7 protein-coding genes are annotated in these 12,461 nt (G+C 74.1%); 1 reads left to right on the top strand and 6 read right to left on the bottom strand.

Annotation, left to right across the window (positions count from 1 at the left end; translation table 11 throughout):
* Positions 1 to 101 precede the first annotated feature (101 nt).
* Together IF73_RS0126070 and guaA are read right to left on the bottom strand one after the other, a co-directional pair.
* Positions 102 to 890 (bottom strand): class II aldolase/adducin family protein, encoded by a 789-nt coding sequence (locus IF73_RS0126070; RefSeq protein WP_031012217.1) that lies wholly within the window; start codon positions 888 to 890, stop codon positions 102 to 104.
* Between the two features lie 115 nt (positions 891 to 1,005).
* The gene (gene guaA / locus IF73_RS0126065) at positions 1,006 to 2,598 is read right to left on the bottom strand and encodes a glutamine-hydrolyzing GMP synthase (protein WP_031012214.1); all 1,593 of its coding nucleotides are present in this window, start codon (positions 2,596 to 2,598) and stop codon (positions 1,006 to 1,008) included.
* 359 nt (positions 2,599 to 2,957) lie between these two features.
* On the opposite strand from guaA, the gene IF73_RS0126060 reads away from it, so the two are divergent.
* Positions 2,958 to 3,248, top strand: a complete 291-nt coding sequence (locus IF73_RS0126060) for a chorismate mutase (protein ID WP_031012212.1) — start codon at positions 2,958 to 2,960, stop codon at positions 3,246 to 3,248.
* Between the two features lie 783 nt (positions 3,249 to 4,031).
* Here IF73_RS0126060 and IF73_RS0126055 read toward each other — a convergent pair.
* From IF73_RS0126055 to IF73_RS0126040, 4 genes are all read right to left on the bottom strand, one after another.
* A complete protein-coding gene (locus tag IF73_RS0126055; RefSeq protein ID WP_031012210.1) occupies positions 4,032 to 5,840 on the bottom strand; it encodes a GMC oxidoreductase in 1,809 nt (602 codons plus the stop codon).
* 51 nt (positions 5,841 to 5,891) lie between these two features.
* Positions 5,892 to 7,559 carry a succinic semialdehyde dehydrogenase gene (locus IF73_RS0126050; RefSeq protein WP_031012208.1) on the bottom strand — a complete coding sequence of 556 codons (1,668 nt, stop codon included), beginning with the start codon at positions 7,557 to 7,559 and terminating at the stop codon, positions 5,892 to 5,894.
* A 152-nt stretch (positions 7,560 to 7,711) separates the two neighbouring features.
* Entirely contained in the window at positions 7,712 to 9,385 is a 1,674-nt protein-coding gene (locus tag IF73_RS0126045) for a serine/threonine-protein kinase (protein ID WP_031012206.1), read from the bottom strand.
* Positions 9,386 to 9,566: 181 nt separating this feature from the next.
* A complete protein-coding gene (locus IF73_RS0126040; RefSeq protein ID WP_031012204.1) occupies positions 9,567 to 12,443 on the bottom strand; it encodes a protein kinase in 2,877 nt (958 codons plus the stop codon).
* Positions 12,444 to 12,461: the final 18 nt, after the last annotated feature.

The raw sequence follows: 12,461 nt of genomic DNA, 5'->3' as shown, positions 1-12,461 counted from the left end.
AATTGTGCCGCACCAAGGGGGCTCGGGAGGGCCGCGTGCGCCCCGCCGGAGAGTGATTGCCGTGCCATCGCCTTGACGTACAGAAGGGTGAAGCGATGGTGCTACGACAGGAGTTCGGGCTCCGCTCGGCTGATCCTGCGCCAGAGCGGCTGGTAGTTGATCCAGGCGACGAGGTCGCTGCCGAGCTGTTCGCGGGTGGCGACGGCGTCCTTGTGGTCGATGAGGACGGGTTTGCCGGCGGCGCGGGCGGCGAGCTGGATGCGGGCGCAGCGGTCCATGGCGATGAACCACCAGGCGGCGGCGTCGACGGAGGAGCCGACGGTGAGGAGGCCGTGGTTGCGCAGGACGATTCCTTTGAAGGGGCCGAGGGCGACGGCGACGCGGCGGGCCTCCTCGGCGTCGACGGTGACGCCGGTGTAGGCGTCGTAGAGGGCGTGGTCCTGGTAGAAGGCGCAGGCTTCCTGGGTGAGGGGGTCGAGGAGTTCGCCGAGGGCGGCGAGGGCGCGGCCGTGGGTGGAGTGGGTGTGGGCGACGGCGACGGCGTCGGGGCGGGCGCGGTGGACGGCGGCGTGGACGGTGAAGGCGGCCTGGTTGACGTGCTGGCCGCCGAGGACGACCTGGCCCTCGCCGTTGGCGAGGACGAGGTCGCTCGCGGTGAGGTCGCCGAAGGGCGCGCCGAAGGGGTTCACCCAGTAGCAGTCGTCGTACTCGGGGTCGCGGACCGTGATGTGGCCGGAGACGCCCTCCTCGTACCCGAGCCGTCCGAAGAGCCGGAGCGCGCCGGCGAGCCGCTGTTTGCGGTGGGCGCGTTCCTCCTCGGCCGTCGCGTGGACGGGCGGCATGGCGAAGTGGAGCCGGTCGACGGGGACGGGGGCCGGTATCTCGGTCATGCGCCGGAAGGTAACGCCCGGCCGGTCAAGTCACCAGAGTCCGGACGTGAACACGGCGAAGCCGCCGCCCTTCGCGGGGGCGGCGGCTTCGGCGGGGCTCAGGGAGCGGGAGGGGTCACTCCCACTCGATGGTGCCCGGGGGCTTGCTGGTGACGTCGAGGACGACGCGGTTGACGTCGGCGACCTCGTTGGTGATCCGGGTGGAGATCCTGGCGAGGACCTCGTAGGGCAGGCGGGACCAGTCGGCCGTCATGGCGTCCTCGGAGGAGACCGGGCGCAGGACGATCGGGTGGCCGTAGGTGCGGCCGTCGCCCTGGACGCCGACGGAGCGGACGTCGGCGAGCAGCACGACCGGGCACTGCCAGATGTCGCGGTCGAGACCGGCGGCGGTCAGCTCCTCGCGGGCGATGGCGTCGGCCTCGCGGAGCAGGTCCAGGCGCTCCTTGGTGACCTCGCCGACGATGCGGATGCCGAGGCCGGGGCCGGGGAAGGGCTGCCGCTGGACGATCTCCTCGGGCAGGCCGAGCTCCTGGCCGACCATCCGGACCTCGTCCTTGAACAGCTGGCGCAGCGGCTCGACGAGCTCGAACTCGATGTCCTCGGGGAGGCCGCCCACGTTGTGGTGGGACTTGATGTTGGCGGTGCCGGTGCCGCCGCCGGACTCGACGATGTCCGGGTAGAGGGTGCCCTGCACGAGGAAGGCGACCTCGGGGCCCTCCTCCTGGAGGATCTCCAGCTGCGCCTGCTCGAAGACGCGGATGAACTCACGGCCGATGATCTTGCGCTTGGTCTCCGGGTCGGAGACGCCGGCGAGGGCGTCGAGGAAGCGCTTCTCGGCGTCGACGACGACCAGGCGGGCGCCGGTCGCGGCGACGAAGTCCTTCTCGACCTGCTGGGTCTCGCCCTTGCGCATCAGGCCGTGGTCGACGTAGACGCAGGTGAGCTGGTCGCCGATGGCCTTCTGGACGAGGGCCGCGGCCACGGCGGAGTCGACGCCGCCGGAGAGGCCGCAGATGGCGCGCTTGTCGCCGACCTGGGCGCGGATGGCCGCGACCTGCTCCTCGATGACGTTGCCGGTCGTCCAGGAGGGCTGGATGCCGGCGCCGCGGTAGAGGAAGTGCTCCAGGATCTGCTGGCCGTGCGTGGAGTGCAGCACCTCGGGGTGGTACTGGACGCCGTAGAGCTTCTTCTCGTCGTTCTCGAAGGCGGCGACCGGGACCACGTCGGTGGAGGCGGTGACGGTGAAGCCCTCGGGGGCGGCGGAGCAGGCGTCGCCGTGCGACATCCACACGGACTGCTCGACCGGGGTGCCCTCGAAGAGGGTGGAGCCGGCCTTGGAGACGTGCAGCGGGGTGCGGCCGTACTCGCGGGCGCCGGTGTTGTCGACGGTGCCGCCGAGGGTCGTGGCCATCAGCTGGAAGCCGTAGCACATGCCGAAGACGGGGACGCCGGCCTCGAAGAGGGCACGGTCGAGGCGCGGGGCGCCCTCCGCGTACACGGAGGACGGACCGCCGGAGAGGATGATCGCCTTCGGGTTCTTGGCCAGCATCTCGGCCACCGGCATGGTGGACGGGACGATCTCGCTGTAGACCCGCGCCTCGCGGACGCGACGGGCGATGAGCTGGGCGTACTGCGCGCCGAAGTCGACAACGAGGACTACGTCCGGGTTGGTGACGTCGGGCGCGGCAGCGGGGGACGCTGATGACACTTCGGCGGCCTTCCGGCGGTAGGAGGGTTCCCGAGGGAGGGGGCTATTTGTCGATTCTACCGGCGCGCGCGTGTCTCTTTTCGTCTCACCATCCGAACGCGGGTGGCCTTCGTCTCACCATCCGGGCCCGGCTTGCCCCGGGGCGGCGGCCGGGGTCCATACTGGGCGCCATGCGCAAGCACTCGACCTTCCTGTTTACCTATGGCAACCGGCCCACCGGCTGCCATGGTCGTGCTGCTTGAGCAACTGACAACAGCGACTTCCCAGGCGCCCCGGGCCGACAAGGCCCGGGGCGTCTGGCGTTTCCCGGGCCGTGCCGATCCGGGGCCCCACCCCCTCAGGAACCCCAGGAGCCCCGTATGACCACGCAGACCCCCACCGAGCTGACCGGCGCCCGCACCGACGAGGCGGCCTCGCTGATCGGTGACGCCCGGGAGCGGATCGACGCGCTGGACGACCGGATCATCGGTCTCATCCAGGAACGGATGGCGATCTCGGCGGTCATCCAGGAGGCCCGGATCTCCTCCGGCGGCCGGCGGGTGAACCTGGCCCGCGAGATGGACGTGCTCGCCCACTACCGGGACGCGCTGGGCAAGCCGGGGACGGCGCTGGCGATGACGATGCTGGAGCTGTGCCGGGGCCGCGTCTGAGGTCACGCCCGGCCCCACCCGGGGGTGGGGCTCCGCACCCGCGTTCGGTGCCGGACTCACCCGTACGGCGCGTGACCGGCCCCCGCCGGGCTTCGTTGAGCGGGGTGTCCGTGCCAGCCAGGGGCGGGCCCGTAAGAAACCACGCGTGGCTTCGCTGGGGCGTGTGACGTGCTTCTGGTACGTCGTGGGACCTCGCTCCAGCGCGCGTGACCGGACGGCAGGGGACAGCAGCCCGGTCACCCAGAAAGGGCGGTCGGTCCCGGGGACGCCCGGGGCCGACCGCAACCGGCTCCCCCTCCCCCACCGCTCGATCCGTCCCCTCCGACTTCCCTCCCCGACGCGGCGCGACCCCCCGGCGCCGCTCCGCTCGGCACCGCCGCTGCCCTGACACCGGTGCCGACCCAGGGCCCGTGCCGCGACCGGAATCGCGGCACGGGCCCTTCTCACGCGCCTCCGCGAGCACCCCTCCGGGGTATGTGACGCGCGTCACACAAAGATCCCGTGCAACGCCTACAACCAAAGGCGGGGGCCGGCGGTCATCTATGCAGCAACACCGAAAAAGCCGGAAGGGCGCTGCACTCGGAGGGGGGTGCAGCGCCCTTTCCGTGCGTCCGGGGTCAGAACCGTCCGGGGTCAGGACCGTCCGGGGTCAGGACCGTCCGGGGCCGGAGCCTCCGGGGCCGGGAGCTCCGGGGCCGGGAGCTCCGGGGCCGGGAGCTCCGGGGCCGGGAGCTCCGGGTCAGGGAGCTCCGGGTCAGGGGCTACGGGTCAGGGAGCTCCCGGTCAGGGCGTCTTCTTCGGCGGGACGGCCGGGATGCCGAGGAAGGGCAGCCGCAGGGCGCCGAACGCCTCGGCCGGGACCGCCGGGGACTTCGGTTCGACCGCCGCCACGCGCGCGTACGCCTCTCCCTGCCGGGGCCGCGGGTCCTCCTCGCCCTTGTTGGGCCAGAAGGACATGGCCCGCTCGGCCTGGGCGGTGATCGTCAGGGACGGGTTCACGCCGAGGTTGGCGGAGACCGCCGAGCCGTCGACGACCGAGATGCCGGGGTGGCCGTAGAGCCGGTGGTACGGGTCGATGACGCCGGACTCCGCGTCGGCGCCGATCGGGCAGCCGCCGAGGAAGTGCGCGGTCAGCGGGGTGCCCATCAGCTCGCCGATGTTGGACCCGGCGAAGCCGTTGATCTCCTCGGAGATCACGGTCGCGGCCCGGGTCGCCGCCTCGATCTGCGTCGGGTTCGGTGCTCCGTGCCCCTGCCGGGCGGTGAGCAGGCCCTTTCCGAGGCCGCCGGGCTTGCGGTAGGTCGTCAGCGAGTTGTCGAGGGACTGCATGACGAGGCCGATGATGGTCCGCTCGGACCAGCGCCGGTTGGAGAGCGAGCGGAGCGCCAGGAGGGGGTGGCGGGCCATGTTGAGGGCCCAGTTGCGCACCCGGTGGGCGCCGTAGGGGACCTGCAGGACGGTGAGGCCGCCCATCGAGTTGGAGCCCTTGCCGTAGCGGACCGGCTCGATGTGGGTGTTCTCGTCGGGGTGGACGGACGAGGTGATGGCGACACCCCGGGTGAAGTCGGGCTTCTGCCCGCCGTGCTTGCGCCGGTAGCGGCGGTCGGTGGTCTGGGCGCCGACCAGGCCCTCGGAGTTCGTACGGGTCAGCTCGCCGAGCCGGGCGGAGATCCGGGGCAGCAGACCGCTGTCCTTCATCCGGTGGAGCAGGGTCTGGGTGCCGTAGGTGCCGGCGGCGATGACCACCTGGCGGGCGGTGAAGGTGCGGCCCCTGCCCTTCTTGCGGTTGTCGGTGGGGAGGGTCCTCACGGCGTAGCCGCCGCGCGAGTCCTCGGTGACGGCGACGACCGAGGTCATCGGGTGGACGACCGCGCCCGCCTTCTCGGCGAGGTAGAGGTAGTTCTCGTTGAGGGTGTTCTTGGCGCCGTGCCGACAGCCGGTCATGCACTCGCCGCACTCGGTGCACGCCTTGCGGGAGGGGCCCGCGCCGCCGAAGAACGGGTCGGCGACCTCCGCGCCGGGCTTCGCCTTCGCCGTGCCGTCGCCGTCGCCGCCGTCCCCGAAGAAGACGCCGACCGGTGCCATGTGGAAGGTGTCGCCGATCCCCATGGCCTGGGCGGCGGCCTTCAGGTGCACGTCGGAGGGGGTCATCGTCGGGTTGAGCCGGACGCCCAGCATCCGCTTGGCCTGGTCGTAGTACGGGGCGAGCTCGGCCCGCCAGTCGGTGATGTCCTTCCACTGCGGGTCGTCGAAGAACGGCGCCAGCGGCTCGTACAGGGTGTTCGCGTAGTTGAGGGAGCCGCCGCCGACGCCCGCGCCGGCCAGCACCATCACGTTGCCGAGCAGGTGGATGCGCTGGATGCCGTACAGGCCCAGCGTCGGCGCCCACAGGAAGTTCTTCAGGTCCCAGGAGTTCTTCGGCAGGGACTCGCGGGTGAAGCGGCGGCCGGCCTCCAGGACGCCGACCCGGTAGCCCTTCTCGGTGAGCCGGAGGGCGGTGACCGAGCCGCCGAAGCCGGAGCCGACCACGAGCACGTCGTAGTCGTACGCGTCTTCCTCGTCCTGATTTCGGGCAGGGGGTACCGCGGTCATGGCTCTCCTCGTGAGGAAAAGGGTCGAACGGGCAGGGGTTCGGGGTCCGCGTCAGCTCAGGCGGAGGGCCTTCAGCGCCTTCAGGGAGAGGCTCATCACCTTCGCGTACGCCTCGTCGTCCATCCCGAAGGACGGCGCGAGCGGCATCAGGCGCTGCTGGGCGACGGTCTGGGCCTCGGTGTACTTGAGGATGCCCTCGGAGCCGTGGCGGCGGCCGAGGCCGGAGTCCTTCATGCCGCCCATCGGGGCGCGGACGCTGCCGTACGCCGGGGCGTACCCCTCGTTGATGTTGACCGTGCCGGTGCGCAGCCGGGCGGCGACGGCGTGGCCGCGGCGGGCGTTCGTGGTCCAGACGGAGGAGTTGAGCCCGTACGCGGTGGCGTTGGCGCGCTCGATCACCTCGTCCTCGTCGCTGAAGCGGTAGATCGAGACGACCGGGCCGAAGGTCTCCTCGGCGCAGACGGCCATCGGGGCCTCGACGCCGTCGAGGATGGTCGGCTCGTAGAAGAGCGGGCCGATGTCGGGGCGGGCGACGCCGCCGGCGACCAGCGTGGCGCCCTTGGCGACGGCCTCGTCGACGTGCCGCGTGACGGCCTCCAGCTGGCGCTCGCCGACGAGGGAGCCCATGTCGGCGCCGTACGCGAGGGCGTTGCCGAGCCGCATGGCCTTGGTGCGGGCGGCGAAGCGCTCGACGAAGGCGTCGGCGATCGACTCGTGCACGTAGAGGCGCTCGATGGAGATGCAGAGCTGGCCGGCGGAGGAGAAGCAGGCGCGGACGGCGCCGGCGGCGGCCTTCTCGACGTCCGCGTCCTGAAGCACCAGCATGGCGTTCTTGCCGCCGAGTTCGAGGGAGACGCCGACGAGACGGGCGGCGGCGCCCTGGGCGACCTCGCGGCCGGTCCGGGTGGAGCCGGTGAAGGAGACGTAGTCGGCGTGCCGGACGACCTCGGGGCCGACGACCGGGCCCTCGCCGAGCACGACCTGGAAGACCTCGGCCGGGAGCCCGGCCTCGATGAGCAGGTCACGGGCCCAGAGCGCGGTGAGCGCGGTCTCGGTGTCCGGCTTCATGACGAGCGCGTTGCCCGCCACGAAGGCGGGCAGGGCGTCGCCGACGGAGAGTTCGAGCGGGTAGTTCCAGGGGGCGATCTGGCCGACGACCCCGCGCGGCTGGCGCAGCTCGGTGACCTTGGTGAGGGTCGGGACGACGCCGGTGTGCCGCTTGGGGCGCAGGTACGAGGAGGCCCGGCGGCCGTAGTGGCGGGCGGCGACGGCGACCGCGAGGACCTCCTCGTGGGCGTGCAGCCGGGCCTTGCCGGTCTCCAGCTGGATGAGGTCGAGCACCTCGGACTGGCGGGCGAGGACGAGGTCGTGGAAGCGGAGCAGGACGGCGGCGCGGGCCCGGACGGGGGTGGCGGCCCAGGCGGCCTGCGCGGCGCGGGCGCGGGCGAACGCCTCGGCGACGTCCTCGGGGGTGGCCTCGGGCAGGTCCGCCAGCTTCTTCCCGGTGAACGGGGTGTGGTTGACGGTGCGGCCGGAGCCGATGACGCCCCGGGTGAGCCGGGCGACCAGGTCGGGCGTCACCACGTCGGCGGCGGTCCGGGCGCCGGCGGGCGCGGGGGCGACCGGGTTGGTCGCGCCGGCCGGGGTGGCGGGGCGGGCCGCCTGCGCGGCGTCGGCGGGAACCGGGGGAGCGGCGGTGGCAGCCTGCGAGTCCGTCATGACGCCGAGCGTAGGCGCCGTTCCGGTCTTTGGGTACCCGCCGGTAACGCGTTTTCACCCACCGCACACATCGCGCCAGTGATCACTGGCGCGAAAGCCCTGATCAGCGGCTTACGGCCGCCGGGGCCTCCCCGGGAAGATTTTCGCGGCCCTCACGCGCCCGGCGCCCGCCAGTGCTGGAGGACGATGTCGAACTGCTCCCGGGTGGTGTCCCAGCTCGACTGCGGCGAGGTCATGTAGATCGCGTACTCGGTGCCGTCGTCGGCGAAGTACATCTGGTCGATCGCGTGCCGCGGGCCGGGGAAGTTCTGCTTCTCGGTCCACGTGAACTCCCACAGCGCGGACCTGACCTGATCGCGGTAGGTGTTCTGGTTCAGCCACACCCGCTGGTAGTCCATCCGCTTCTGGAGCGTCTTCTCCAGGTCGAGGAGGTGCTTGTACGGGTTCTCGAAGTCGGGGCTCTTGTCGATGCTGATCCGGAGGCGGTGGCGGCCGCCGTCCGGGGTGTAGTCGATGTTCTCGCCGTCCTTCTGGCGCTTCCAGCCGTCCGGGACGACCAGGCTGAAGCCCGCCGGGTCCTCGACCCGCCGCCAGCCGTCCGGGACGCCGTCCGCCGCCACGCCCTTGCGGTCGGCGGGGGTGCTGACACCGGTGCTGGGAACGGGGCCGGGCTCGCGGCCGCCGCCTCCGCCGCCGCCGTACTGCATCACGGCGAAGACGGCGCCGCCCGCGACGACGGCGCCGAGGACCGCCGTGAGGACGGCCGAGCGCCAGCGGCCCTTCCCCGCGGCCTGCGCGGGCGCGGGCGCGGGGGCGTCGGTGGCGGGGGCGGGCACGGACGGCCGCGTGGTGGCGGTCTGCCCGGGGGTCGGCCACGCGGCCGTCCGCGGCGCCGGGACCGGTACGTCCTCCGGCCCCGCCGCCCCGGCGGGCTGCTCCACGTCCAGCCGCATCCGCTGCGTCGGCACGTACGCCTGGGCGGTCTGCGGGCTGCGGCCCTCCATCGCGTCCAGCAGCATCCGCTCGGCCTCGTCCGCGTGCGGCCGCTGCGCCGGGTCCTTGCGCAGCAGCGCCACGATGACGGAGGCGAGCGGTCCCGCGTTCGCCGGGTACGGCGGCTCCTCGCCGACGACGGCCTGCATGGTGCTGATCGGGGACGTGCGGCGGAACGGCGAGGTGCCCTCGACCGCCGTGTACAGGGTGGCGCCGAGCGACCACAGGTCGGAGGCCGGGCCGGGGTCGCCGCCGCGGACCCGCTCGGGCGCCAGGTAGTCGATCGAGCCGACGAGTTCGCCGGTCCTGGTGATGGTGGAGTCGCCCTCGATCGCGGCGATGCCGAAGTCGGTGATGAGGACCCGCCCGTCCCGGGCGAGCAGGACGTTGCCGGGCTTCACGTCCCGGTGGAGCACCCCGGCCGCGTGCGCGGCCCGCAGCGCGCCGACGACGTGCAGGCCGACCCGGGCCGCCTCGCGCGGCGCGATCGTGCCGGCCTCCTTCACGGCGTCGGCGAGCGAGGGGCCGTCGACGAACTGCATGACGATCCAGGGCCGGTCGTCGTGTTCGAGGACGTCGTGGACGGTCACCACGCCGGGGTGGGTGATCCGGGCGGCGGCCCGCGCCTCCTTCTGGGTGCGGGCGTGCAGCACCAGCCGGTCGGCCTCGGCGACGAACCGACCCGCCGTCAGCTCCTTCACGGCCACCACGCGGTGCAGCACCTCGTCGTGCGCGCGCCAGACCTTGCCCATGCCGCCGCGCCCGATGGACTCGCCCAGCCGGTACCGCCCGGCGAGCAGCAGCCCCGCCCCTGTGCCCTGAGTATGTTCCACGTGCCCCCGCCCCGTTGCTTCGGATGCCAGGTTACGGAGGAGGGGACGGCGGACGGAACCTCGGGGCCCGCAAAGGAACCGCACCGTGACCGCCGGGGGCCCGCGGGGGCGGGGTGCCGGGCCGCCGGGGGCGTCGGTGACGGGCGTGCCGGGAGGGTCGGTGACGGGCCGTCGGCGCGGTTCAGCGGCCCGGGCGGAAGCCCTTCACGGCCTCGTCGAAGATCTCCGAGACCTTGTCCCGGTCGCTCTCCGGGCCGATGACCTGGACGACGTGGTAGCGACCGCCGTCGATCAGCGCGAGGTTGCGCACGAAGACCTCGCGGCCGGTGCTGTCCAGCCAGGTGTAGTGCCCCTCGGCGGTGGGCGTGCGGCCGATGTCGACCCGCCGGGCCTTCAGCTGCTGCGCCCAGCTGGACTGCCGGTACGGCTCCAGCTCCCGCTCCCTGGAGCTCTGGTACTCCAGCGGGTCGGAGCCGTGGTCCTGGACGCTGTCCCGGCCGGGCACCACGATCATCGTGAAGTCGCCGCCGGTGTAGCGGACTTGCCCGGCGTCGTTGACGGGGCTGCGCCGCCAGTCGCGCGGGACGCCGATCCGGAAGCCCTCCGGGTCCTCGCGCAGCGCGTAACCGGCGGCCAGGGCGGGGCCGGACGCGGAGGGGGGCGGGGCGGACGGGGTGGGCCGGCTCGACGGAGCCGACGGGCTCGGCGCCGTCGGACTCGGGGTGGCGGGCGGGGCGGAGGCGGACGGGGACGCCGCCGGGGGCGCGGAGGCGGACGGGCGGGCGCCGGCGGGCGCCTCGTCGGTCCGGGGCAGGGCGACCGCGGCGTACGCGAGGGCACCGCCGGCCAGCAGCAGCACGAGCAGCACCAGACGCCGCCCGAGGGAGCGCGGGGCGGCCGGGGGTCGCGAGGACCGGCGCGGGGGCTCGGGCTCGGCGTCCTCGTAGCCGTACTCGTACGCGTACTCGGGTGCCTGCTGGGGCTCGTCCTGGAAGAACGGCGCCTGCGGCTGCTCCTCCGGTACGGGGGCGGGCGGGGCGGCCTGCTCGCGGCGGGGTTCCTTGCCGCGCCGGTGCCGGTGGCGCCCCGCCCCGGCGGACGCGCGGCGGCGGCGCACCAGCTCGCCCCGGCGGCGCAGGATCGGCAGCCGCTTGGCGTCGAACGGCGGCGGGGGCACGGCGGCCAGGTCCGCCTCCGGTTCCGGCGCGGACCGGACGAGCGACCGCAGCCAGCCGCGCAGCTCCTCGAAGTCCGGGCGCTCGGTGGGGTCCTGGCGCAGCAGCGACTCCACCACCGGGCGCAGCGGGCCGCACTCCTCGGCGAAGGCGGGCGGCTCGGCGCAGACCAGCTGGACCAGCTCGGCCGCGCTGTCCTCGGGGTACGGGGCGTGGCCCTGGACGGCCCGGTAGAGCAGCGCGCCGAGCGCCCACAGGTCGGTGGCGGGGCCGATCGGCGGGGCGAGCCGCCAGTTCTCGTGCACGGGCCCGGCCTGTTCGGGCGCCCAGCGCTCGGTGACGGCGCCGACGACCGCGATCCGGGTCTGCCGGGCCCGCTCGGCGGCGAGCCGGGTGTCCGGGCCGCGGTACCGCTCCGCGGCCGGGCCCGGCTGCGCGGGCACGCCGGTCCGGGCGGGCGGCGGGGCCGGCCGGCCGGGCTCCGGGGCGGCGGGCGCGTACCCGGCGGGCAGCGCGGGCCGGCCCGAGCCGGGCAGCACGGAGCCGCCACCGGCCGGGACGGACGGCGTGCCGTCCCGGGAGGCGTGCGGGCCGTCGCTCCAGGTGCCCTTGAGCATCAGGCGCGGCGGACGCGGGGCGCGGTCCGCACCGCCGTACGCGTCGTCGCCGTCGTCGCCGTCGTCCTCGTCGTCCTCGTCGTCCGGTGTGTGCGCCCACCACTGGGGGGCCGGGCCGGGGCGGGTGGCCTCGGCGAGGACGGGGGGCTCGGGATCGGGTGCCTCCGCTGTGGGCGCCTCGGCTTCGGGTGCGGGTGTGGGTGCGAGGGCGGCCGGGGGCTCCGGCGGGCGCTGGGCCGGGAGAGGGCCGGTGTCGCCGAGCCGCGCGGCGGCGGCGCGGGTGGCCGCGCGGTAGGCGGCGATGGCGCCCGCTCTGGCCGCCCGCAGATCGGCGCTCGGCGGCACCGCCGGGGGCTCCGGCGGGCTGACGGGACGGGGCGCCGGCGTCGCCCGGCCGTAGGGATCGACGCCGTACGGGACGGGCTCCGGCTCCGGCGGCGCTTCGGGCGCCGCGTACTCGCCGGTCTCGTACACCTCGTGCTCGTAGCTGTCGGGCTCGTACGCCTCGGGCTCGTAGGTCTCGGGCTCGTAGGTCTCGTGCGTCTCGTGCGTCTCGTCCGGCTCGTACGCCTCTTCCGTCTCCTCGGCGTACTCCTCGTACCCCTCCTCCCCGTACTCCTCCTGCTCCTCGAACTCCGGTGCGGGCGGCCGGAAGGCGGGGTCCTCGGGGTCCGGGACGGGGGCGTAGCCGCAGAGGGCCTCCTCGGCGGCGCCGGCGGCCAGACCGGTGAGGACGACGCGCCCGTCGTCACAGATCAGGACCGTGCGGGCGGTGATGTTGCGGTGGACCCAGCCGTGGGCGTGGAGGGCCCGCAGGGCGGTGAGGACGTCCGCGGCGATCTCGGCGGCGCGGAACGGGTTGAGCGGGCCCTCGGCGAGGAGCGCGGAAAGGGGGCGCGAGGCGACGTGCTCGCTCACTATCCACAGCGAGCCGGCCTCCGCGAAGACGTCGAAGACCTGGTCGAGTAAGGGGTGGTCGGGGATCTGGGCGGCGGCCTGGGCCGCCTCGATCGCCCGCCGGACGACCGGCTCGGCCGGCCGGCGGGTGGCCCCGCCGCCCCCGTACGGGCCCGTGGGCGCGGGCCCTTCGCCGAGGACTTCGGCGTCGACGAACTCGGGCAGGGGGACCTGACGGATCCGCACCTCCTGCCCGCTGTAGGTGTCGAAGGCGCGGGTCTCGACGAGGTCGACGAGCGCGTCGGCGCCGGCGGGCGGCAGCGGCAGGCGGTAGCGCTCAGCGAGCACTCTTCCCGCGTACTCGTCCACGGCGCCTCCCCCTGCGCT

The organism is Streptomyces sp. NRRL F-5727, from assembly GCF_000719555.1.
Classification (GTDB): domain Bacteria; phylum Actinomycetota; class Actinomycetes; order Streptomycetales; family Streptomycetaceae; genus Streptomyces.
Note: the sequence above shows the minus strand (reverse complement) of the source record. Positions and strands in the feature narration are given on the sequence as shown.

Bases quoted from the DNA above. Each gene is read 5' to 3' on its own strand.
- IF73_RS0126050 (WP_031012208.1), bottom strand. From the start codon at position 7,559: ATGACGGACTCGCAGGCTGCCACCGCCGCTCCCCCGGTTCCCGCCGAC.
- IF73_RS0126060 (WP_031012212.1), top strand. From the start codon at position 2,958: ATGACCACGCAGACCCCCACCGAGCTGACCGGCGCCCGCACCGACGAG.
- IF73_RS0126070 (WP_031012217.1), bottom strand. From the start codon at position 890: ATGACCGAGATACCGGCCCCCGTCCCCGTCGACCGGCTCCACTTCGCC.
- IF73_RS0126055 (WP_031012210.1), bottom strand. From the start codon at position 5,840: ATGACCGCGGTACCCCCTGCCCGAAATCAGGACGAGGAAGACGCGTAC.